Genomic DNA, 24,681 nt, shown 5'->3' on the forward strand with positions numbered 1-24,681 from the left:
TTTTTCTTAAGTAAGAGTCAATAGAGTTACATCTCGATGGTCCGTACGCTTCGTACATAATTGTATACATAACGCACATCGCCTTGAGGTCCGAAATACGTTGGATATTTATTTTTACTACCACTTTTAGGGTCACTTCTTTGGCATCCTGCACCGTGCACATCCATAAGCTGATTTCTCATTTTCCCTTGTCCTGCGCCAAAGGCAATATACACAGCACTAGAAGTTGGATTTACACCATCTAAATGCGTGGTACTGGTCCAAAAGAATGGATATTGCCCAGAGTTCCCTTCGGGGTCATTAATTTCTGAAGTCGAAAATATAGGATTTATAGCCGGAGAATTAGTGGTTTGTGGCGACCTAGAATAATCTACTATACTTTGTAATTCTTTGGCATTTGGCAAACGCCAATCGGTATGACCAGCAAGTTCTAAATGTTCTGAATACGCTAAAGACGCTTCCCAATCACGACCTTTACCATCATCTGATTTTTGCCACATTAAGCCTGTAGCATAATCACTCACTGTACCATCGCCATTATCTATAAAGTTGTTTTTTCCATAATCCGTGTTTCCTCTAACCATTCTAAAATACATGGTATTCTCACTATTTTTTCGTTTATTAAATTTCGGATAGCCTTTTATACGGCCATCCACAAAATTAACTCCGAAAATGGTTTTGTCGCCATTCATAGTCAGACCTACATATGCTGTAGACGACCACGTTTGCGCATCTATTTCGCGTTCTCCAATATTGGTGTTTCCTAAAGGTTGATTGAAATAATGCGTATCTATAAATAACTTGCCAGACTTCGCGCCTTTTACCTGACCAGTAAATAAGATTAGAGAATATAACTCTTTAATTGTTGGCACTCGCCAGTCTGAATGTCCACCTAAATTAGAGTTTTGGGCTTTTGCAAAAGACGCTTCAAAAGACATTTTTTCGCCCATATCTTTCTCCCACATTAAACCTGTAACATTATCGGTAATGGTGCCATCGCCATTATCTGTATACGACGGCTGGTTCTCTGGATAATTTGCATCTTGACCGTAAAACTCGTCGCCACTTTGCGGAGCGGATATCACATTGTTATTACTATAAAATTCAGTCACTCCAGTATCTACAATAGGATAAGTTATTTGTCCCACTGCCGAATACCAAACCGCCATACACATGCCTAAAGTCACCAATGTATTTTTTATCCTTTTTTCCATAACTATAAACTTAACATTTAACGTATGTAAAGTTCTACATTCATGTTTTTAAAAACGAAGAGAATCAATAGAAGGCGGATTTCCTTCAACGAAATTTATAAATACGAGATGGTATAATAATGGTCACCTTAAATTAGCATCAAGGTCTAGCGCAGTACTTAATCTGTTTACAATAAGATGAAATGATGACATCTATTCAGCATGACGGCATTTGGGTTTTATTAAAATTTTAGTCTATTGAGATTTAAATAAAAAAATTATTATTCAGGAAGGTTTTAAACGCGTCCTGATAAGTATCGCTAACCACAATAAATTCTTTTCTGCTGTAAATAATTCTATTGCGTTCTACCGTTACAATATGATTTAGGTTCACGATAAAAGAACGGTGAATACGCATAAAATGTTCCTTAGGTAAAACATCTTCTATGTTTTTAAGACGAAGTAAAGTTTTAACCGGTTCGCCATTCATTAAGTTTATAGACACATATTCTTTCTGAGCTTCGATATATTTAATGTCTTTAAAATTGATTCGGATATGTTGCTGTCCCGATTTTATAAATAAGAACTCGTCATTCTTTTTCACTTCGGTTACAAACTGTCGCTCCTTAGTTATAGTTTCTAATGCTTTATTAGAAGCCATTAAAAAATCGACATATTCTATCGGTTTCAATAAATAATCTATCGCATTTACTTTATAGCCTTCTATCGCATATTCGCTATACGCCGTGGTGAAAATAATGCGAGGCGGATGCTCTAAGGTTTTTGCTAATTCTACCCCGTTTAAATCGGCCATATGTATATCCAGAAATAGTAAATCTACTGGATGCGCCTTCAGGAAATCACTAACACCTAATGCATTTGTAAATTTTCCTTTAAGTTGAAGAAATGGCGTTTGCTCTATAAAAGACACTATTTGTCTAAGCGCCAAAGGCTCGTCGTCTACAGCGATGCACGTTATCATATCGGTATTTTTATGGTTGAATTATACACATTTTCAATTTCGGAATATGTAAACGTATAGTTATTATTATATAATAATTTTAAACGTTTTTCTGTATTTTGAATGCCTATTCCGGATGCTTCTGTGGTCTTAAATTTATCGTGAACACTGTTTCGAATTGTAAATTCGAGTACACTATCGTGGATAGAAAGTGCAATATGTACAAAAGATTTCTGCTCGTAACTTATACCGTATTTAAAAGCATTTTCAAGAATATTAGTAAATAACAATGTTGGAATAGAAATATTTGGCGGATTTTCAGGCAGGTTCAATTCAATTTTCACATCTTCATGAAAACGTAATTTCATAAGTTCTACGTAGCTCTCTATAAATTTAATTTCCTTGGACAATGCTATAGGGTTATCGTTAGATTCGTATAACAAATGGCGCATTAAAACAGATAATTTTGCAATGGAGCTTTTGGCTTCCTTGCTATCAAAATCTACTAAAGCATGAATATTATTAAGCGTATTCATTAAAAAATGAGGACTGACTTGGTTACGTAAAAAAGCCAATTCGTTTTTAATATTTTCTTTTTCGACTTCTGCTTTTTGCTGTTGGGTTTCTGCCCACTTTACAGAGAGTTTCATTCCCGTATCAAAACCAACCAATAAGATAGATAACAAAATTAAATTGATATACGGCGGATACGTTCCTGCTCCTGCTTGCCGTTCTAAACCACCTTGTGGCTTTCCTACTTTGTTTGAATTTGGAAATTGAAGTCCGACATGCTTTTGCGACTGATTTCTATTCTGAGATGGCATGTTGCTTCTAAGCGACATAGACCCCATTACGGTAAGTGCAATAACAACAATTACAGAAGTAACATATAGAATTTTCTTATTTCTGAAAAGTAAAAAAGGTGTTAAGATAAATCTGTTAATGCAAAAAATAAGTAATAGTGGTAAGTAATCTATCCAAACATTAAAGATGACATTCCACCGGATGGTATGGCTATTAATCCACTGATAAAATAGCGGTAAAACGAACAATAATATCCAAAACAGAAAGATAAAAGTAGACTCGAAAAATCGAGACCGTTGTGTATTTAAGATTGTTTTATTCATTTAAACCCGTTTATGCTAAAACCAATTGGTAATAAATCAAAGGTGACATTTCTATTTATAGAATTCAAATATTATCAATAGAAAGTGGTTTTGAATCAATGAAAAATTGTAAAACACCAATTTAAACTCGGAGTTCGCATAATTTTATATCCGCCCTCTTATCGTTATAACAAATCCTTATATTTGGATTCTCACTAAATACAACCCACTTACATGCCTAAAAAAATACTCTTAAGCTTATTGCTTCTAGCCAATTTTTTCGTGACTAAAGCACAAGACAATAATGCATCTGCACTTAGCATAAAACAAATTATGCAAGGCGATGATTTTATCGGTCATCTACCGTCTAATGTGCATTGGTCTGAAAACAGCAATACCATTTACTTTAACTGGAATCCAGAACAAGCATTTAGCGATTCGCTGTATACATATCATACCACTACTAAAGAAATAAAAAAGGTTTCTTTTGAAGATGCTTATAATATCCCGTCTTCTCGCGCCACATATAATACTACAAAATCTAAGAAAATATACAGTAAGCATGGCGATGTCTTTTTGATGGATATCCCATCAAAAAAAATCACTCAAATAACCAACACACAAGCGTACGAAAGTCAACCGCATTTTACAAATAACGAAGAACATGTTGCTTATGTTTTAAATAACAATATCTATACTTGGGATTTGCATACTGGCGTCACCAAACAAATTACAAACTTTACCAGTACTAAGGATAAAGAAGAGCACCGTAGTGAAAAAGATGAATGGTTATATCAAGATCAGTTGGGATTATTCGATGTCTTAAAAACGCGTAAAGCAAAACAAGACCAACAGGATCTCTTATACGACAAAGCCGATCTAAAGAAACCACTTCCCATTTACACCGACGGCAAATCTATTTCAAATTTACAGTTAAGTCCGAACGAAAATTACGTGACTTACTTAACCATAAAAAGAGAAAAGAACAAAGGAACTATTACCCCTCATTATGTCACCGAATCTGGTTATACCGAAGATCAGAAAACACGTTCTAAAGTTGGCGACGCTCCAGACACTTACGAATTACATGTATACGATATTGCGAACAGAAAAACCTACCCTGTCGTTTTAGATAATTTGGAAGGTTTAGATTACATTCCTGAATACACAAAAGAGTATCCAGATAAAGACTATAAAAACGACAATAGAATTGGCTACATTAGTGGTCCAGTTTGGAACACAGATGGTAGCAAAGCGATTTTAAACATTAATGCAAACGATTATAAAGACCGCTGGATAGTGTTATTAAATGCTGAAGATGGAACAATTACCAACTTAAATCACCAACATAATGAAGCTTGGATTGCAGGCCCAGGGATAGGTGGATACGGTAGTAGCGAATTGGGATGGATGCCAGACCAGAAAAGCATTTGGTTTCAATCGGAAGTTAGCGGATATTCTCATTTATATTCTCTAAACACATCGTCTAAGAAGGCAAAAGCGCTGACTTCTGGAAATTTCGAAATTTACGATCCGTTTATTTCAAACGATAAGAAGCATTGGTATTTTACTGCCAATAAGAATCATCCTGGCGACCGTCAGTTTTACAGCATGCGCATTAATGGCGGAAAATTAAAACAACTTACGGATAAGGTTGGAGGCAATGCCGTTACCTTATCTCCCGACGAAACACAAATGGCCATTTTGTACTCTTATTCTAATGTGCCAACGGAATTATTCTTGAAGCCTAATCCGTTATTCAGCACCACCAATACAAAAGCGATACAAATCACCAACTCTACAACCGACGCTTTTAACGCATACGCATGGAGAGCACCAAAGGTTATTACATTTACCGCTACCGATGGCGCCGAAGTACACGCCAGACTTTACAACCCGGATGCCAAGGTAAAAAACAAAGCTGCTGTTATTTTTGTTCATGGCGCAGGGTACCTTCAAAACGCACATCAGTGGTGGAGCGTGTACTATCGCGAATATATGTTTCATAATTTATTAGTAGATAATGGATACACTGTTCTAGATATAGATTATCGTGGTAGCGCAGGTTATGGTAGCGCATGGCGCACGGGAATTTACCGACATATGGGCGGAAAAGATTTAAGCGATCAGGTAGATGGTGCGGCATATTTAGTAAAAGAATTAGGCATTGATAAAGACAAAGTTGGTATTTACGGTGGTTCGTACGGTGGCTTTATAACCTTAATGGGTATGTTTAACGAAGCTGATACTTTTGCCGCTGGAGCCGCCATTCGTTCGGTTGGAGATTGGGCGGCATATAACCATGGCTACACCGCGCGTATTTTAAATACACCGGTAACCGATAGTTTGGCTTACCGAAGAAGTTCTCCCATTTACTTTGCCGACGGATTAAAAGGCGATTTACTTATTCTTCATGGTATGGTAGACGATAATGTGCATTTTCAAGATATGGTTCGTGTTTCTCAACGCCTTATTGAACTAGGAAAAACAAATTGGGAAATGGCTGTATATCCTGTAGAACGACATGGTTTTGTTGAGCCTAGCAGTTGGACCGATGAGTATAACAGAATATTTACGTTATTTAATAAAAGTTTACTTCAAATTAAAGATTAAAGCACATATGCAAATAGGTGCGTAAAAATAGACACTTCAAGGTGTCAGAAATATAGAGTTAAAGAGATTTAAATTATAATGAAATTGTTAATTGATTTTGCAATCAAGACGGTCAAGGTCAAAATGCCTTGCTTCTAAACGAGCTAAAAATGAAATTCTTTCGGTTAAACCAACCTTAAGAAATGCTTTACTTTAGTTATCGAACAAATAGTTAATTAATAATAAAAACATTATACTTATGAAACCAAGTACACTATTAGGAGCCGCATCTGCATTAATGACTAGTAAAAAAGCTAAAATTGTCTTTGTAGCCTTACAGCTAGGATACTTAGCTTACACCTTTATAAAAGATAAACCAGAAGAAAATGTAGAGGATGTAGTAAAATAATTTAAACTACACTTTATAATTAATAGCAAAGGGTGATATAGTAAATCTATAACACCCTTTTTTTATGGGATTAATCTTGGTCTTGTTTAGTGTTTGATTATAATTTTTACTATTCGGTAGCCACTTCTGGACGATCACCTTTCTCTTCTTCTCCTTTTTCAATCATCTCTTCAACTTCTTCCTCTTCTTCTTCATTAAGAGTATCTAAATCTTCTTTAAGCACATTGTCCTTTTTACTTATAAAGAAACTACAAAACAAAGGCAAATGATCACTACCAACATATCTTAATGTGTTAAAATCTTGAATGACTATATGTGGTGAATGAAAACACAAATCTATAGGAAATCTAAGCAATTTATATTTCGCATGATATGTAGAGACAAATCCGCGTCCAATTCTAGGATCTATTAACTTAGAGGTTTTTCTAAATAAAATAGATGATTTTGCCCAAGCAACATTATTAAAATCGCCTACTACAATTACAGGTCCTTCGGTATCTAAAATTCTTTTTCCTAGAGCCAGTAACTCGCCATCGCGTTCTTTAGAGGTATCTTCTTCGGTTGGACTTGGTGGTGGCGGATGAATTCCGAAAAAAGTAAATTGCTCATCATTTTCTAAGCATATACGCGCTTCGATACTTGGTAAATCATCCGAAATAAAATGATGTATTTTAACTGATTTTACGGGTAGCTTGGTGTAAAAATGCATTCCATATGTATTCTCTAAAGCTATTTTTTTATAGTTTGGATAATCGTCTTCTATAGCTTCCAATGCATCTTCCCAGGCCTGATTAGATTCCATCGTTAGTAAGATATCTGGCTTGACTTCTTTCACCAATTGTAACAATTCTTCGTAGCGTTCATTAAACTGATAAACGTTAACCGAGATAATAGAAACCGATTGCGTCTCTTTAGGAATATTGTTTACTTGTTTTTTACCATACAGCGATGTGTAAGGAATTAAGATGATTAGGTTATGAATTATTACCGATAATAATACAAGGGTGGTAATTATAAACAACGTGTCTTTTTCTGCGATACATAACGCTCCAATACCAAGCGTTAATAGCTGAATAATCATTAATTGTATTCTTCCAAATTCCCATACCCGAAACATCCAATGCTGAAAGGGTAATAAAGGCAAAAGAGAGGCAAAAATACATATTCCTGAAAAAATATAAAAGGCTAATATCATGGTTGGGATTCGTCGTGGTTTTAATTAAAGTCTAAGGTCTAAATTTAAAATTTACTAGCTATTATAATTATAATTATAAGGTAATCAATCCGAGACTAAATTAATAAATACAAACGGAATAATTTTAAAATCAAAAGTGTAAAAATTTTTAAAGTTAACTATAATATGGATTGAGCAATCGGATACCACTATTCAGGAGTAATTTTATCCTGTAACTCTGTATAAAGGAATTAATTAAAAATCCGAAGTACAATAAAAACAATTAAAATGGCAGAAATTAAAATAGAAAAGAAAAAGCCAATTTGGCCGTGGATCTTAGTCATCCTAATTATTCTGGGAATTATAATGTATGTAGTCTATACTCCCAACCACGAAGACGTGTATCCTAACGATACTAATACGTATAATAGTACAGATACCATTATACGAAATAACGAAAACGAGTCGGCATATCCAGCAACTACAACTCAAGAAACTATGGTGAGCTACGAATCGAGTTCTACGTATTTAGTACAATTACAAGAAAATCTAGATGGTTCGACAGCCATTGGAACAGATTCTGTACAAACGCGTAAAGCCTTATATAACTTAGCCTATGCTACAGCATCCAAAGCAGAAGAATCTAATATTTACGATTCGGATGCTCTAAAGAATTTGGAATCTCAATTACAAAAACATACAACTTCTAGCACTAACGATGTAGATATGACAAAGGTTGAGACCTTAGATTTTAACACCATGAGCTCGGATATTACAACCGTTATTGAAGACATTCAAACCAATCATGCTCCTGAGTTAAAAGAAGATATGTCTAAACTTAAAGAAACCTCCAATGCACTAAGTACAAGCATGGCATGGTCTGAGCAACAAAAAAATATTGAAGCGTATTTTAAACAAGCGCATGATATACTTATCAATATTCAATCTTAAAAAAACTTATTATGAAAACAGACGAAAAGCACTTATACGATTTAAACGAATTATCGGATTATAAAATATCTGAAGGCTATGCCGATATTAGAGGTTGGAATGTAATTGATGCCGATAATCGCGTTATTGGTAAAGTAGATAACCTTTTAGTAAATAAAGATGCGCAACGTGTGGTTTATATCGACGTAGAAGTAGATCAGTCTTTAATAGACTCTAAACACGATCCCTACAGCGCTTCCGGAAATAAAGATCTTAGAGAATTTATTAATAAGGATGGAGAAAATCATATCATAATCCCAATCGGACTAATCGATATTAATTCTGATGTAAAACACGTGTATACGCATACCGTTAATCACAGAACGTTCTCTAGTACCAAACGTTACCGCAAAGGCGAAAATATAAATAGAGCCTACGAAGTTCAAGTACTGGATTCTTACGAACGTAACCTTGTGCGTCAGAATCTGAAAGATGAATTAAGTCCTAAAAGCACAGAAACTTTAGAAGATACAACCATAGTTGAAGAAGCACGCATTAGAGAAATTGTACGTGAAGAAATAAGAAATTTCCATAATATAGGAACGTCTTATTTTACAAAAGTTGAAGACAACGATACAGACTCTAAAGAATTAGACAACGACCCATATAACGAAGAAAGTTTTTACAATAGACACGAATTTGAAAACAATCCGTTTAAGAGCAGAGGCTCAAAAAGATGATTTTAACTATAATACCAATAAAAGGCTCATTCTATAATTTAGAATGAGCCTTTTTATATGCGTTTGATGTGCTAAAATTCGATTACATTCTATTACAAGGCCACCCTCTTGTTCTGTCTTCTTATTTTAATTTCCAACAATATAAACGATAACCCTGCGAACACAGCGGCAAGAATCATCATTGCTTTTATTTGAGGCATTAAATCGGTTAGATTTGCGTGGTACAACATAAGCTTTCTTAAGCCCTCTAAAAAATGAGTTAAAGGAATTGTTTTAGCAAAGGCAACCACATAGCCTGGCATCTGACTTAACGGCCATGTGAATCCGCTCACCACAAAACTAGGTGTAGCTATAACCATTAAGACTTCGGTCGCTTTTAACTGACTAGGAATAGCCACACTAAACAAGACACCTAAGAAACTTACCGAAACCACCAGTGCTGTTATTAAAGCAACTGCCGCCACTGGATTAATATCAAAAGGAATACGGAACAACGTAAACATACCACGAATAAGTGCCAAAATAACAATCCCCATAAGCCAAAACGGAATGGTTTTTAAAAACATGGCATTCACCACATTTTTTGCCTTTGGCATAAATTCAGTAAAAAATGTGCACTCTTCAAATTCCCGAGCAAAACTTAAGGCTAAGGCCAACATAAACACTTGTTGTACAATAACACCAATCATTCCTGGCCATAAAAATTCCATATAATTAGCTGAGGCGTTAAAGAATTTAACGTAACTCACATTAAAAGATTCATACTGACTACTAGCGGTAATCGCTGGCACGCCTTGTTTTTTTAAACCTTCTATTTCAATTCCGGCATTAAGAGATCCTAAGACAATTTGTATGGCTTTAGAGGCATAATTGGCAGTAAGAATATTGGCTGTATTCACTTCAACTTGAACTTCTGGATGACGTTTTTGAATGATATCGGCTTCAAAATGTTCAGGTATGGTAATGATAGAGCTATACTCCGTTTCGATAATTAAATGACGAATATTATTTTGATTGTAGACCACGTTTGGTGTAACCACTTCATTGTCGTCTAACATATCTATTAGATTATGACTCATGGGTGTATTGTCCAAATCGATCACCAAAATGGGTAAATTATCGACTTTCCCTTTTTTGTAAACGGCACCAAATAATAATCCATATGCTAAAGGCGCACCCAAAAATATGGCCATGATTACCGAGTTGCTCGAAAACAAACGGAACTCTCTTTTAAGTAATGAAATCCAATTTTTCATATCTGTTGTTTACGGTAAAATCACTGTAATGTTCGCATACAAATCGTTAGCAGATGTGCCTTCAGGAACAATTTTAAGTTCGTAAGTAGCTTCGCCCAATTCGTAATCTGGAAATGCAGAGGTAATATCGGCATAACGTGTTAATTGTTTAATAGATACTAATTTTCCTTTGTACGAGGTATCTGTAAAAGGAGAATTAACAGTATATGTCTCTCCTATTTTATAATTATTAATTTTACTCTCTGGCACAGTAAACCTAAAAAATGTACTGTTTATTTGATATCCCGTGAAAATACCATAACCTGGTAGCGCCAACTCACCATCCTTTAGAGCAATGGTCTCTATAGTCATATTTTGAGGCGCTATAATATAACGTTCGTTATAGGCTACATTGGCTTCCTGCAAGGCGCCTTGAGCACGCTCATAACTTCCTAGTGCCATTTCTATTTTTTCGTTTCGTACTCCTTTTTTAACCTCGTCGTATTTGGCTTTTACACCAACATATTGCGCTTTGGCTCCTTGATATTTCATATACACTTCATCGTGATTTTGATCGGATACCAAACTATCTTGATACATGGCGTTTACACGGTTATAGGATTTTTCAGCAAATTCGTATTGCTCGGTTACCGCATCTAGTTTGGCACTAATTTGAGCTAGCTGATCTGAAGATGCACCGTTTAAAGCCAAATCATACTGCGCTCTAGCAGCATCTAATGCACCCTGTGCTTGTTGACGCTTTGCTTCTACTTCGGGTACTTCTAACAAAGCTAAAGTATCGCCTTTATTTACTTGAGCGCCCTCTTCGACATAATGTTCTAATATGCGTCCAGGATATTTGCTTACCACAGTAAGGGCGTTACGTTTTGCTTTACCTTTTACGCTTTCCAGTTTTGTAGACGAATTACAAGCCACTAATGAAACAATAGCAAAGCCTGTAATAAAAATGTTTCTTGATTTCATAAAATTAAAGTTTGTCAATATGTAAGCTACCCGTAGCTTTTAGTAATTCTAATGCGCTATTTCTTTGGTCGCAAACCGTGGTATAATATTCTAAAGTCGTAGTCATATAATCCGATTGAGATTCTAAATAATCCGACACATCAACCAATCCGTTTTTATATTCTTTATAACTAATTTCCATAGATTCTTGTGCCGTTTCCATTTGCTTTTCTTTTAGTTTTGCTTGAGCAGAAAGGTTAGAATATTGAGACACGCTATTTCTATAATTCAATTCGAGTAACTCCCTAACCTCTTCTTTCCTATTCTGAGTTTGCTCTACTTCCATCTTAATTTTCTGACGCTCGTCACGGGTATGAAAACCATCAAAAATATCCCATTTCATGCCTACACCTACCATATTTAACGGATACCCGCTAATTTCATTAAAACCTAAACCCGCAGTTTCTCCATTGGTTAAACCTATGTATTGATGCGAAGCAAAAGCCTGTACTTTTGGAAGATATCCATTAATTTCAGATTTGTACTTATATTGCGTCGCTAATATGGATTCGTCTAAAGCTAGTAATTCCGGACGGTCTAAATAAGATTTATCGGCGACTTCACTTTCTAAGCGGATATCTATATCCACTTTAATCGTTTTAAGCTCGGTGATTTCTACACCTGTTAATTGATGAAGTTTTAAATACAATAAGTCTTTGGCGCCTTCATACTCTAATATTTTAGAAGCTATATTTAATTGTGCTATCTCTATTTTCTGATATTCATGTTTTGTAATGAGTCCCAAACCTAATGCTTTGGTAGCTCTTTCACTTTCTTGCTCTAGCCTTTTAGATTGTATATCCAGCACTTTCTTGGTCTGTGCTAACAAGGCAATTTTATCATAAAGGGCCGCTATTTCACTAATTAAATCAGCTTCTTCTTGCGTAAACATATGTTTTTGAGCCTCAATTTTATGAGTCATGGCCTTAGACAAATTACTTGCCTTGAACCCTGTGAAAATAGTCCACTTCGCTGTTATTCCAGCAATCCACAAATTCCCATCAAAATCTAAGGTTTGATCTAACGCAGGAATGGTAATTGGAAAACTAGGAATAGTAAATACGGGCAGTGAAGGAATACTTGTAGGAAGTGAAATACCTGGAAATTCCAGACTTGCCGACTCCGTATCTATATTAAATTTCCCTGCTGTATAAGCAAATTTTCCATCGGCTTCTAAAGTGGGTAGAAACGTATTATTGATTTGCGATTTTGTTTTCTCACTTATCTGAATTTCGAGTTGCGCATTTTTTAAGCCTACATTTTTTCCCATCGCCTTATAGACTAGCGATTTTAAACTCAATGAATCGTTTTCGGTTTGCGCGCTGGACAGTAAAGGCAACCCGAACAGACTCACAAACACTAACGTATGTAATTTATTTTTCATCGTATTATAATTTAATGGCATCCCAACAAGCTTGTGCATAGGTTTCTATTTCTGTATCTGAAATGGTTAACTTTCCGTAATTCGCCATTTTTACTAGTGAAGTAATCGGACTGTGAGATAAAGCGACTAATGCACTGTTCGGAATATTTTTTATGATGCCTTCTGCTTTTGCTTTTGTAAAAATTTCTAAAATAGGTTCTAGCAACACATCGGATTGCGTGTCTGCTTGTGAAATAATATAAGGGGAATACGTAAATTGAGTAATAAATTCCGGTTTATTAGGATCGTTTATATATAAATGTAAAATGGCTTTCCAAATATTAAAAAAATCCTCCTTAAATGAAATATTACTGTTGTGGGTAGATTTTATAAGTGCATTGATTTCTGCTCCAATGTGTAGGTATAGCTCTTTTATAACCTCCTCTTTATTTTCAAAATGATTATAAATACTACCTGCCGAAACTTGAGCCGAAGCGGCAATCATTTTTATACTGGTGCCATGAAAACCATACATCGTTATTTGCTCGAGAGCCGCTTGCAAAATAGCACTATGCTTTTCTGCCATTTTTGCTTTTCTAGAAGATATTATTTCGTTTTCCATAATGCAAAGTTAATAAATTTGAATGAACGTTCATTCAAATTTATTAAAGTATTTTACCTTATAGATGTACTGAATCTAAAAAACTGAACACCAAGGCTATTAGTATGCACAAATTACTACTAATTGCACTCAGTTAGATTCTTAAACCGTAATTATTTTTTTTAGGTGACTGATAACATTTAACCTACGAAGCGGTTAGATTTACTAATAAATTTCATCATTACTTATTGAAAACATGATTATTATAGGCAGGTACTTTAAAACAACACGTATACCACCAACTTTTAACTTAAAAAGAATCGGGGAATGTATCCTAAATTAGACGCTTTATAATAGTATTTGGTGTGTCATTTTTGATTTTGAAATTGTTTAGAATTCATACTGCGTCTTTGTCCGCTTTGTTGCTGATAATGCGCTTCGAACCAATCAGGTTGTTCTATCTTAAAATCGTACATATACTCGGCAATTTGCGCAATAGATGTTTCTGGATAGGCAAGTTTAGGCATGAGTCCGAATTGGTTTACGGCACCATACATTTTTACGTTATTTTCATTCGGATTCTTAATCCAAACCTGCATGGATTCAATAAATGCTTCTTTTGACATATTCCCATTTAAGTATCTTTTTTTTATGGCAATCATAGGCGGACCAATCCTATTATTTTCAGTTTCCGATAAACCATGGCATGAATAACACAAGGTTTCCATTAATTTCTTACCGGGATGAGCTTGTGTTTCCACCTCTTCTACCTCTGCATATTTGATATCGCTTTTCTTAGTGCCATTACAAGACACCAAAACTATTGCTAGAGCAACACAGCCTATAAAATTTTTCATGAGAAAATAATTTTATCTGAAAGTACAAGCAATAGTTTACATAAAAAATGACCAATGTCACACTTGTGAAACTTTATGGTTTACAGTGAAATGTATTTTTTATCTCGTAAATATATTTTCTGTTGTAGTAAATGTTTTCCAATATGTTACATAAAAGCACTTGGTATATACCTATATGTTAGCCTATGCACTATAGCGTTTGCACACGAGTCTTTTATGACTACAAAATCCCATTAGAACATAAAAAAATGCATAGCATCCAAAACCTACAAGAGGTATATGGAACACTATGCATTTTTTGATACTAGTTTATTATTCTACTAAAATTTTAACTAAAATTATCAGCGTAAAAAAGTGCTATAACTTTAAGTTTTTAACTCTAGAGTATTAGTCTTTATCTGCGAAATAAGATGGACCTTCACCAGTTAAGAAATCTTCTCTTACAGGGCTAAATGTATCAATTAATTGACCTTCTTCTAAACACACTGCACTATGTAATAAGTTTGGTTCGATGTATACACCATCTCCAGCTTCTACGATTTGCTTTACGCCATCAATTTCAAATTCAAATTTACCTGAAACAACATAGGTAGCTTGAGTATGGAAATGTTGATGTGGTGCTCCTAATGCTCCTTTATCAAATTTCACGCTTACCATCATGATTTGGTTATCGTATCCTAAGAATTTTCTTGAAACTCCTCCTCCAAGAACTTCCCATTCCATATCTTTTGTTACGATGTACTTTTCGCTAAATCTTTTCATTTTTTTTAATATTTTGCTTTATAAATTGTTTTATTGTAATGATTGAAGCAAGATAATTAATTTCTTATTCTTAGCGAAGTAAGAACTGAAAATTTTAAGACTTTTGTAGTCATTTTTAACCTTCCTTTTGCCCGAAAGCCCCTTATCATAAAAATTATGAGATTCGATAATTTATATTTCAAAAACCTATGACTTTTATCAGTTATTGCGTAGCCTAAAGTCATATTCTCTAAAAACTAAGCCTAATATTTAAAAGTGTTCATTCTAGAACTCCAGCGTCTCTTAACGCGGAATACTCAATTTCAATTTCTAAATATTAAACGTTTTCTGGTCTGCTCCTAGAATGTCATTATCCGTTATAAATCAGAACGCGCTGTGTAAAGTACAAATCATGTTTTCTGTAAAATAGCAGATGTGAATTAATCACTTACTCAACAATGATAAAAACGTGGTGGAAGTTGAAGTGTAACAAACGTCACAATTAATATATTATTTAAATATTACTTTTATTTGAGATACCTAAAAATCAATTTTAAATGAGAGGAGATTCAAACACTATGATTTATATTATCGCTGGCGTGGTAATTCTTCATTTTATCGTGGGCTTTATATGGCTTATTGTGAAGCTTTCTAAGAAAAAAGACAGTTAAGCGTGTTAAATTATTTGTCAATTATATGGTTTAATTGAAAATTTTTAAACAAATTAGATTATTATACTTTATATAAAGATGAAGTAAATGGTTATGATTTCATTTTATCTTTTTCCTCTTCAATTTTGTCATCGGCATCTTCTTTAGACAATAAAGGATGTTCTTCGTCTCCAAGACCGATAATAGCGATTAAATTAGTAACTGCATTATATAGCATTAGTATTACAGTAATCATCATACCGCTAATAATCGATGTAGACGCTAAAGTGGTCCAATAAATAATCTTAAACCAAGATGTTGGAACATTTTCCGATTCGGCAATGGGAATATTAAAGAATTGAAATAAAATTAATGCCGAAATGAATAAGATCACATCAAATTTTGCGATGCTTAAAACTTGCTGATAATGTTTCTTTTTTAAAGCCGTCTTAGAGTCGTCACTAACACTTAATAAGGTTAATAAAAGCGCCAGAATTGTTGCCGAAGCTAACACAATAGTGTTACACAGCATATTTAAACTATTTAAAGATACTTTTAATAAATGTTTGGCTTCGTAGCCTGAAACATTACCTAAAAAGAATATGCCTATTCCTGTAAATACCGATGCTAACAAGCCACCATACATGGCGTTCTTGTTATTACGAAGAAATTTAAACATGCAGATAGTCTGTCTTTACATCATTAAGGATACGATAATCCACTCCTTTTTTCTCACTATTATGTATCACTGAAATATCGCCAGTACTTTCAAAAATAACGGCTTTAACTTCATCAAAATCGTGCACATTAGCTTCTCTTAGTTTTGCAATAAGATTGTCCTCGCTCACATTACACGATTTAAGCTTTTCATGTAAAATTTTACCATTCCACATAATGATCTGCGGTTTATTGGTAAATATTTTCCGGAAGAACTCACTTTTTCTAACCAAAAAAGCAAACACCGTCTGAAAACCTATAATAGTCGCCAAGGCAATGCCTCCTTTTACAATAGAATAGTCGCTGTTTAAAATTATTGAGGCCAAAACAGAACCAATAGCCACCGTAGATGCAAAATCAAAACTCGACATTTTGGCAAATGTCCGGAGTCCGAAAACACGCGTTAAGACAATAATTATAGTAAAAATCCCTAATACCGATAAAATAAGTAATACTGCTTCTGTAAGTGTCATAGTCGTTTTATTTAACACTAAAATTATAGTGAATCCACCATACCTATTAATTCAAAAAATAAAAATTTTTAACTCAATTAGGCAAACCTAAACCCTGACTGACAAAATGTATTAATCGGATACAAAATACTTCACCTTATTAATTAAGTGCTGTAGCGAAATCTACTGATAATTTACTATAACAAATTCTTAACATATTACAAATCAAACAAAAGCCAGTAAAATCAAGCGATTCCAAACTCATTTTCAATACAGCACACAACAATATCGTTTGCATCATTTTAATGCTAAACACCTTACTAATTTTACAAAAACAAACAGATGTTTAATCCACATTAAACACTTAATCTAAAAAATAAAAATTATGAAACCATTTAATGAAAATACAGAAAACAAATTAAACGATCTTGTAGAAAAAGCATACGATGCAGAAAAAGGATTTAAAAAAGTTGGAGAACATGTAGACAATCCGAGACTGAAAAAGTTTTTCAATCAGAAGGCGTTAGAAAGAAGTGGCTATATTAACGAATTAACCAGCACACTCCGCGCTCAAGGAATGAATGTTACCGAAGATGACGGAAGTGTAGCCGGTACTTTACACCGTGCTTGGATAGATACTAAAGCATTTTTCTCTTTCGATAACGACGAATCTATGTTAGAAGAAGTTAGAACAGGAGAACAAGCTGCCGTTAAAGATTACGAAGACATAATTAACAATTACGAACTAAATCCTGCTGTTAAAAACGTGCTTCTAAAACAAAAGAATGCAATTGAAATGAGTAGTAAAAAAGCAGATTATTTAGAAGATATTCACTAAATACCAGTTAAAAACCATAGCGGTTAGTTATTAAGAGTTTAGACTGTACGGTGTACAGTCTAAACTTTTTTTAAAATAAATTTGAAAAAGATGAAACATTTAAAACTTGCACTTATAGGTTCCGGAGCATCGTCTATCTATTGTTTACAACATATTTTAAACCATGCAGACGAGCTAATAAAACAGTTTCAAAATATTTCTATTTTCGAAAAAAACAAGCATATGGGTTTTGGCATGCCATATAACCCAGCGCTAACAGATAAGTATAATTTATCTAATATTTCTTCAGAAGAAATTCCTGCCTTACCACAAACCTTTGCAGATTGGTTAAGGGCTCAAGACCATAATTTTCTAGAGACCCTAAACGTACATAACTTTCCTATAGAAGATTATAAAATTTATAGCAGAATAGCATTAGGACATTATTTCCACAATCAGTTTAATCTCTTAATTAAAAAGCTTAAAGCCTGCGGATTTGAAGTTAATGAATATGTAAACCATCAGGTTCATGATATTATTCCAAATTCGGATAGTACTTTTAAAATTATTGCGAATACATCGGAGTATAATTTTAACCGTATTATAATTTCTACCGGACATAACATATCTAAAAAGGATAAACCAGACACTGGATACTATGATTCGCCTTGGCCTATTAAGAAAATAATTCCTAAGGAATCGACATACTACAATTTTGAAATTGGCATTCTTGGTGCGTCTTTAAGTGCTTTCGATGTGGTGTCTTCTTTAACACATCGGCATGGTACATTTCACAAAGAGAATAATCGGCTAACATATACACTACATCCTAAAGCTAAAGACTTTAAAATTACGCTTCACGCCGCCGAAGGTTGGTTGCCACATTTACAATACGAGCAACAAGAACCGTTTCGAGAAATTTATAGACATACCACAAGAAATGCCATTTTAAATCTATCAAAAGAAAACGGTGTTTTAAGCATGGAAGATTATTTTAATACCATTTGCAGACCAGCCCTCAAAAAAGCATTTAAAAAGGATAAAAATAAAGCGATGGTAACGGCCTTGGAAAATCCCCAATTTAGCTTCGAGGATTTCATAAATACCATGTCCGATTCTCATGATTATATTGATTGTTTCGATGGTATGAAGACAGAATTACCTCAGGCAAAAGCATCAATACGTCAAAACAAACCCATTCATTGGATGGAGACTTTAGACGATTTAATGTACACCCTAAACTTCCATACAGAACTTTTATCTGCCGAAGGACATCTATTTTTTAACACCATAGTAAAACCATTTTTAATGAGTGTTATTGCCGCACTTCCTTTAGATTCGGCTCACATATTATTAGCCTTACATGAAGCTAAGGTAATAGATTTGGTAGCGGGTAAAGTAGAATTAGATAACACCAACGGGAATGGAAATACCGCCATTACAATTCAAACAAAAGATAGTGCCACCACGAAGACGTATAGAATGTTTGTTAATTGTGCTGGACACGATACGGTAGACATGGAACACTATCCTTTTAAATCTCTGGTAAAACATGGTGTGTTAAGCAAAGCTACAGCAAAATTTGAAAATAAAAATAAGGTTCCTTCAGACTTACAAACAAAAAATAAAACCTACTTAAAACTACAAGATGCATACCTATATATTGGAGGTATTTCCGTAGATAGTGCCTATCGCGTAGTTAATCAAGATAACCAGGTAACTCCAAATATTTACGATATTTCGTTTCCTCATATTTATGGATGCCGACCATATTCTTACGGACTTCAAGCGTGTAATGCCACAAGTGCCATAGTAGTACAGTCTTGGTTGTCTGCCAATACACCCAAATATTCCAAAATATCCAAAACACAAATTACAGATATCTACGAGTCTGAGCAGGACTTATAAAAGAAAGGCTTCTGAATCCATAGTTTTTTATAATCCTTTATTGCTATTTAAAATGCAATAGAGCAATTAAAAAAATCATTCAGGTTAATCACAACAGTTGAAAATTAAGAATTTAGAATCCCAATTTGAAACACAATTACAAATTCTAATATCTCAACTCAACGACCATGGCAAAAGAAAAAAAATCAGAAAGTCAAAGTGAAAAAATAGAACAATTAAAGGCCTTCGAAAAAGATAGTTTAGGAAAAGTCCTTACTACAAATCAAGGATTAAAAATAAACGATACTCATAACTCCTTAAAATCTGGAGAACGTGGTTCTACCCTTTTAGAAGATTTCTTACTTCGAGAAAAGATTACAAATTTCGATCATGAACGTATTCCTGAGCGCATTGTACACGCCCGAGGAAGTGGTGCTCATGGTTATTTTGAATTATACGAGAATTTAGAAGAATTTACCAAAGCAGGTATTTTTACTGATACAAAACGAAAAACACCCGTTTTTGCAAGATTCTCTACAGTTGCAGGCTCTAAAGGTTCGACAGATTTAGCAAGAGACGTACGAGGTTTTGCTGTTAAATTTTATACGCAGGAAGGAACTTGGGATCTAGTAGGTAACAATATGCCTATATTCTTTATTCAAGATGCTATGAAATTCCCAGATCTTATCCATGCTGTAAAACCAGAACCAAATAAAGAAATTCCACAGGCGGCATCGGCTCACGATACGTTTTACGACTTTGTTTCACGCACTACAGAAACCCTTCATAATCAGATTTGGGTAATGAGTGATCGTGCTATTCCAAGAAGTTTAAGAATGATGGAAGGCTTCGGAATCCATACCTTTAGATTAATTAATAAGGAAGGAAAATCTCATTTCGTAAAGTTCCACTGGAAACCCGTTTTAGGTATACATTCTGTAACCTGGGATGAAGCTGTGAAAATTAGTGGTGCAGATTCAGACTTTCATAGACGAGATTTATGGGACGCCATTGATGCTGGACAATTTCCTGAATGGGAATTAGGATTACAAATTATCCCTGAAGAAGATGAGCATAAATACGATTTCGATTTATTAGATCCTACAAAGTTAGTACCTGAAGAAATGGTACCTGTAAAGATTGTAGGTAAAATGACATTGAATAAAAATCCTGAAAATTTCTTCGCTGAAACAGAACAAGTAGCCTTTTTACCTGGACATATCGTCCCAGGAATAGATTTTACTAACGATCCTCTTTTACAAGGCCGTTTATTTTCTTACAGAGATACGCAATTATCGCGTTTAGGCGGACCAAATTTTCATCAGATACCAATTAACAGACCTGTTGTAGATACGCACAATAACCAGCGCGATGGTTTAATGCAAACAGAAATCCCAAAAGGACAAACAGCATATGCTCCAAATTCTTTAGGAGGTGGTTGTCCACATATGGCTAAAATGGCTGAAGGGGGATTCACATCTTATGAAGAGCGTATCGATGCTAAAAAAATTAGAACGAGAAGCGAAAGTTTTAGCGATCACTTTTCTCAACCTGCTCTGTTTTATAGAAGCTTAAAACCGTGGGAACAACAACATATTATGGAAGCCTACAGTTTCGAATTGGGAAAATGTAAGCAAAAAGACATACAAGAACGCATGCTATGGATTATCAATCAGATAGACCACGAATTAGCAGAAATGGTAGCCGACAATCTAGGTCTTAAAGTTCCTAAACAGATCGAAAAACCTATTAATCAAGCCATTGGAGCAGATGCCGATCCTAAGAAACATGAGCCGGCTAAAAAGAAAAATTATTTAGACCAATCTCCTGCTTTAAGTCAGACAAAATCTAAATACGACACTATAGCCACACGACAAATTGCTGTGTTAGCTGCAGATGGATTTAACGAAAAGCAATACAAAAAAGTTGCAGATGCTTTAGAGAAAGAGGGCGCACAATTAAAAATAATAGCTCCTCATGGTGGCACCATAAAAGGAGATGCAGGTCAGGAATATAAAGTTCATGAATCCATTATTACCACCGAAAGCGTACTTTACGACGCCATATTTATTCCTGGAGGTACAGCCTCTGTAGATTGGATAAAGAAGATGAAGAAATATGTGAAATTTATCAATGAAGCGTTTAAACACTGTAAAGCCATTGCTGCAGAACAGGAAGCAGAAACCTTAATAGATATGACATACGTTAAAGATTACAAAGACGATGAAGCTGTGTTTGTTAATGGTAGTCATACTGCTTTTAGAGACGCTATTGCTAATCATAGAAATTGGAATCGACTATCGGTTACAGATAATATTCCAGCTTAAACATTGTATTTAGTAGTACCAAAGACCTTTTGCTTTATAACAAGTAAGAGGTCTTTTTTTTCAATTTGCTACTATTATTGTTAGTTTAATAAAGTTAATTCTTATTTTTTTTGGAGCAACGTTATAGACCTCACAGTAGTACCTTAACCGTTAGATATTTAAACAAACAATACTATGGAACAGACAGATAATGAACACAATAACAATCGCGAACAAGAACGTGAATACAGAGCACAAAACGATCATTTGGATTTGAATGATTTACAAAAAAAATGGAATGAAATTCAGAATGAATACAGAAAAAAGTATCCGTCGCTCACTTCCGAGGATGTAGATTATCGTTCTGGAGAATTCGATTCTATGACCGATCGTTTAGCACAACGCACCAATAGAACGCGTACAGACATTCAAAATGAAATTAATGATTGGGATTAGCTATTAATCTCAAACTTTCTTAAGCTTCATCCTAACCAAATGAAGCTTTTTTTATGTTTAAACGCGAATAAGCATCTTATTACTACGATAAAATAACAATTTAAATTGTTTCATATTCTTGTTTGGGATCCGATTCTAAAACTCTTCGTACATGTCCCCAAAAACTCCGTAGAGACCCCGAAGATTTCTCAGAAAATGAGGAGAGCATAAGTAAATTATTTACAAACTGAGTCGAAAATTGGTCTTCTGGCCTATGAAATGCCATACTCCATCTATTAAAATATCGTTTTTCTACATAATTTTCCCATAACAGCGTAATAGAATCGTGACGATTATCTGCTTTTATTTTTTCAAAAATTTCGAGAACATCTTTTTTTTCACCTTCCAGAATTTGAACAAAACTATGATTATGATAAATTAGACATCCCGTAACATCTTTGCTAGCATTAATAACACTGGCTGTTTCTAATATATTTTCTAATTGGACTAGTTCGAGTTCGGGTATGGATTTAGAATGATAATTTAATTGATACATGAATAATATGGGATTAAAAACATGCCAAAATTCATTGATTGTGAATATCTTGACGCAATCAAGGTATCATTTTTAACCGAATTATTCAAAATAATAGAAAAAGTAATTTTTTTATAAAAACTTCCGAAAGATAAATGAACTTACCAATTAAGTATTTCTCTATTTTAATTTTTTATTTAACAGACATAACACACCAATTTCTTCTCGAGATAAATTTTCATTTAATTTAAGTAATCGAGAGATTTCTTTTTGGAAATAATTAATGGTTTTACCATCTATATATTCATCAATAACACGCGGGTCGATATACGAACTGCGCGCAACAGAAGGCGTATTTCCTAACCGCTCACTCACCTTAATCACAGCTTCTCGAATATTCTTATCCAATTCCTTTTGGTCTTGTTTTTCGGAATATCCTATTTCATCCAATGCTATGGCAGCGATAACAGTTCCTGCCCACGTTCTAAAATCTTTGGCCGAGAATTCTTCTCCCATAACCTCTCGGATATAGGCATTTAGATGTTCACTTTTAACATCCTGCTTGACTCCGTCTTCATCTATAAATTTAAAAATTTCATAGCCTGGTAAATCGTCTATCTCCTGAACTATTTTAGCTAATTTTTTATCGACAATATGGCGTTCTTGCTCTTTTCCGGATTTACCAACGTAGCTGAATATTAGTTCATCGCCTTCAATTTGCAAATGCTTACTCCGCATCGTCGTTAAGCCATAACTATGGTTTTCTTTAGAATACCGGTCGCTTCCTGGTCTAAAATAAGCAGCCTCCAACAACCTGACCATACATGCCAATACTTTTTCTTTGGCAAGCTTACGTTTACGCAAATGCTGACCTGTAACTCGTCGCATACGCTCCAGTTTATCGGCAAATTTTAGTATGCGATTAAACTTTTCCTGATTTTGTTTTTCTCTAAATTTAGGATTATAAATGTACTGTTTACGATCTTTATCGTCCCGTCCGGTGACTAAAATTTTGGCGTTTTTATTCGGATTAATTTCAACTTCTGTCCACGCAGGAGGAATAACCAAGGATTTAAACCATGACTTTAATTCTTTATCTTTTATCGTTATATTATCAGCATCGACATAACGAAAGCCTTTGCCATGTTTTTTTCTGTAGTACATGATATGATTTCAATTAACTCATATAAAATAAGCTGATTTTCTCTACATGCATTAGCTCTAAAGACAGTAAATTTAATGCATTAAAAAAGCGAAGCTTTACCGCTATATTTTACGTCTGATGGAAAGGATACCAATCACATTAAGAATGAAGTGCTATCTCTAAAACCTCATCTTCGGTATTCACAAAAATGCGTTCCCCAGATTTGGGTTTAATGATGTAATTCCCCGTAAACACACCAAACGCTGGAAATATCATCTGGTTGTCTTTCCAATGGAAACAACTTAATTTTAAATGTTGTCTTCCTAAACCTAATAATTGCACGCCTGGATGAATGTGTCCTGAAAAATTATAAACCCCTTCGCGTGTTTCCGGATGATGCGTTAACAAGAAACCGTCGTGTTCCCACTCTTGCAACACCTCTACACCCAATTGTGTATAGCGTTCTTCATCAATAATGTCATGATTTCCTGAAATTAAAACCACTTTGCAATTTAAAGTCTCAATCCACGCCTTAAATAATAACCATTCGTTGTTCATATAACTGTGAAATAAATCGCCTAAAAAGCAAATCGTATCACTTTCGAAATTAGAAATCACCGATTTTAACTGATTAAAATTATGATGTAAAGATGCCTGCGGAATCGCACTACCATGTTTTCTAAAATGCGTAATTTTTCCCAAATGAACATCTGCAATTAACAACATGCGTTTAGCTTCCCAATAGGCTACGCCTGAAGGATGCAGAATGAAGTTTTGATGATTACAGTGTACCCGAAGTGTTTTCATTGTGTA

23 protein-coding genes are annotated in these 24,681 nt (G+C 34.4%); 8 read left to right on the forward strand and 15 right to left on the reverse strand.

The window, feature by feature from the left end:
- Nucleotides 1–26: 26 nt before the first annotated feature.
- From ACKC83_RS15355 to ACKC83_RS15365, 3 genes are all read right to left on the reverse strand, one after another.
- Nucleotides 27–1,214, reverse strand: a complete 1,188-nt coding sequence (locus ACKC83_RS15355; protein ID WP_434036187.1) for a DUF1566 domain-containing protein — start codon at nt 1,212–1,214, stop codon at nt 27–29.
- A 244-nt stretch (nt 1,215–1,458) separates the two neighbouring features.
- A complete protein-coding gene (locus tag ACKC83_RS15360) occupies nt 1,459–2,175 on the reverse strand; it encodes a LytR/AlgR family response regulator transcription factor (RefSeq protein ID WP_434036188.1) in 717 nt (238 codons plus the stop codon).
- Entirely contained in the window at nt 2,172–3,281 is a 1,110-nt protein-coding gene (locus tag ACKC83_RS15365) for a sensor histidine kinase (protein ID WP_434036189.1), read from the reverse strand. The genes ACKC83_RS15360 and ACKC83_RS15365 overlap by 4 nt, the downstream gene beginning before the upstream one ends.
- A gap of 213 nt (nt 3,282–3,494) precedes the next feature.
- Between ACKC83_RS15365 and ACKC83_RS15370 the strand changes: the two genes are divergently transcribed.
- On the forward strand, nt 3,495–5,873 hold the full coding sequence (locus ACKC83_RS15370) for a prolyl oligopeptidase family serine peptidase (RefSeq protein ID WP_434036190.1): 2,379 nt from the start codon (nt 3,495–3,497) through the stop codon (nt 5,871–5,873).
- A 238-nt stretch (nt 5,874–6,111) separates the two neighbouring features.
- Nucleotides 6,112–6,261, forward strand: coding sequence for a hypothetical protein (locus tag ACKC83_RS15375; RefSeq protein WP_414034747.1), 150 nt, complete (start codon nt 6,112–6,114; stop codon nt 6,259–6,261).
- Nucleotides 6,262–6,370: 109 nt separating this feature from the next.
- On the opposite strand, the gene ACKC83_RS15380 is transcribed toward ACKC83_RS15375, so the two are convergent.
- Entirely contained in the window at nt 6,371–7,456 is a 1,086-nt protein-coding gene (locus ACKC83_RS15380) for an endonuclease/exonuclease/phosphatase family protein (protein WP_434036191.1), read from the reverse strand.
- A gap of 267 nt (nt 7,457–7,723) precedes the next feature.
- Here ACKC83_RS15380 and ACKC83_RS15385 point away from each other — a divergent pair, with 267 nt between their 5' ends.
- Both ACKC83_RS15385 and ACKC83_RS15390 read left to right on the forward strand, forming a co-directional pair.
- Nucleotides 7,724–8,386, forward strand: a complete 663-nt coding sequence (locus ACKC83_RS15385) for a hypothetical protein (RefSeq protein WP_434036192.1) — start codon at nt 7,724–7,726, stop codon at nt 8,384–8,386.
- A gap of 11 nt (nt 8,387–8,397) precedes the next feature.
- Nucleotides 8,398–9,105, forward strand: coding sequence for a PRC-barrel domain-containing protein (locus ACKC83_RS15390; RefSeq protein ID WP_434036193.1), 708 nt, complete (start codon nt 8,398–8,400; stop codon nt 9,103–9,105).
- Between the two features lie 92 nt (nt 9,106–9,197).
- On the opposite strand, the gene ACKC83_RS15395 is transcribed toward ACKC83_RS15390, so the two are convergent.
- The 8 genes from ACKC83_RS15395 to ACKC83_RS15430 all read right to left on the reverse strand — a co-directional run bounded on the left by ACKC83_RS15395 (nt 9,198) and on the right by ACKC83_RS15430 (nt 16,765).
- On the reverse strand, nt 9,198–10,361 hold the full coding sequence (locus ACKC83_RS15395) for an ABC transporter permease (protein ID WP_434036194.1): 1,164 nt from the start codon (nt 10,359–10,361) through the stop codon (nt 9,198–9,200).
- A 9-nt stretch (nt 10,362–10,370) separates the two neighbouring features.
- Complete coding sequence (locus ACKC83_RS15400) at nt 10,371–11,324, reverse strand: HlyD family secretion protein (RefSeq protein WP_434036195.1); 954 nt, start codon at nt 11,322–11,324, stop codon at nt 10,371–10,373.
- 4 nt (nt 11,325–11,328) lie between these two features.
- A complete protein-coding gene (locus ACKC83_RS15405; protein ID WP_434036196.1) occupies nt 11,329–12,747 on the reverse strand; it encodes a TolC family protein in 1,419 nt (472 codons plus the stop codon).
- A 4-nt stretch (nt 12,748–12,751) separates the two neighbouring features.
- Nucleotides 12,752–13,348: a TetR/AcrR family transcriptional regulator gene (locus ACKC83_RS15410; RefSeq protein WP_414034754.1), complete on the reverse strand. Its 597-nt coding sequence runs from the start codon at nt 13,346–13,348 to the stop codon at nt 12,752–12,754.
- Nucleotides 13,349–13,695: 347 nt separating this feature from the next.
- Nucleotides 13,696–14,184 (reverse strand): c-type cytochrome, encoded by a 489-nt coding sequence (locus ACKC83_RS15415; RefSeq protein WP_434036197.1) that lies wholly within the window; start codon nt 14,182–14,184, stop codon nt 13,696–13,698.
- 387 nt (nt 14,185–14,571) lie between these two features.
- Nucleotides 14,572–14,946 carry a cupin domain-containing protein gene (locus tag ACKC83_RS15420; RefSeq protein ID WP_038531666.1) on the reverse strand — a complete coding sequence of 125 codons (375 nt, stop codon included), beginning with the start codon at nt 14,944–14,946 and terminating at the stop codon, nt 14,572–14,574.
- A 741-nt stretch (nt 14,947–15,687) separates the two neighbouring features.
- Complete coding sequence (locus tag ACKC83_RS15425; protein WP_414034756.1) at nt 15,688–16,254, reverse strand: hypothetical protein; 567 nt, start codon at nt 16,252–16,254, stop codon at nt 15,688–15,690.
- Complete coding sequence (locus ACKC83_RS15430) at nt 16,247–16,765, reverse strand: DUF421 domain-containing protein (protein WP_434036198.1); 519 nt, start codon at nt 16,763–16,765, stop codon at nt 16,247–16,249. The genes ACKC83_RS15425 and ACKC83_RS15430 overlap by 8 nt, the downstream gene beginning before the upstream one ends.
- Before the next feature lie 364 nt (nt 16,766–17,129).
- Here ACKC83_RS15430 and ACKC83_RS15435 point away from each other — a divergent pair, with 364 nt between their 5' ends.
- The 4 genes from ACKC83_RS15435 (at nt 17,130) to ACKC83_RS15450 (ending at nt 22,210) form a co-directional block, all read left to right on the forward strand.
- On the forward strand, nt 17,130–17,582 hold the full coding sequence (locus ACKC83_RS15435) for a ferritin-like domain-containing protein (protein WP_414034758.1): 453 nt from the start codon (nt 17,130–17,132) through the stop codon (nt 17,580–17,582).
- 90 nt (nt 17,583–17,672) lie between these two features.
- Nucleotides 17,673–19,469: an FAD/NAD(P)-binding protein gene (locus ACKC83_RS15440; RefSeq protein ID WP_434036199.1), complete on the forward strand. Its 1,797-nt coding sequence runs from the start codon at nt 17,673–17,675 to the stop codon at nt 19,467–19,469.
- A gap of 167 nt (nt 19,470–19,636) precedes the next feature.
- On the forward strand, nt 19,637–21,775 hold the full coding sequence (locus tag ACKC83_RS15445; RefSeq protein WP_434036200.1) for a catalase: 2,139 nt from the start codon (nt 19,637–19,639) through the stop codon (nt 21,773–21,775).
- A gap of 174 nt (nt 21,776–21,949) precedes the next feature.
- Nucleotides 21,950–22,210, forward strand: coding sequence for a hypothetical protein (locus tag ACKC83_RS15450; RefSeq protein ID WP_434036201.1), 261 nt, complete (start codon nt 21,950–21,952; stop codon nt 22,208–22,210).
- A gap of 100 nt (nt 22,211–22,310) precedes the next feature.
- Here the strand turns inward: ACKC83_RS15450 and ACKC83_RS15455 are convergent, their stop codons facing one another.
- The 3 genes from ACKC83_RS15455 to pdeM form a co-directional block, all read right to left on the reverse strand.
- Nucleotides 22,311–22,745 carry a BLUF domain-containing protein gene (locus tag ACKC83_RS15455; protein ID WP_434036202.1) on the reverse strand — a complete coding sequence of 145 codons (435 nt, stop codon included), beginning with the start codon at nt 22,743–22,745 and terminating at the stop codon, nt 22,311–22,313.
- A gap of 159 nt (nt 22,746–22,904) precedes the next feature.
- Entirely contained in the window at nt 22,905–23,888 is a 984-nt protein-coding gene (locus ACKC83_RS15460) for a DNA topoisomerase IB (protein ID WP_434036203.1), read from the reverse strand.
- A 139-nt stretch (nt 23,889–24,027) separates the two neighbouring features.
- A complete protein-coding gene (gene pdeM / locus ACKC83_RS15465) occupies nt 24,028–24,675 on the reverse strand; it encodes a ligase-associated DNA damage response endonuclease PdeM (RefSeq protein ID WP_434036204.1) in 648 nt (215 codons plus the stop codon).
- Nucleotides 24,676–24,681 lie beyond the last annotated feature (6 nt).

Source organism: Formosa bonchosmolovskayae (assembly GCF_051016085.1).
Lineage (GTDB): Bacteria > Bacteroidota > Bacteroidia > Flavobacteriales > Flavobacteriaceae > Formosa.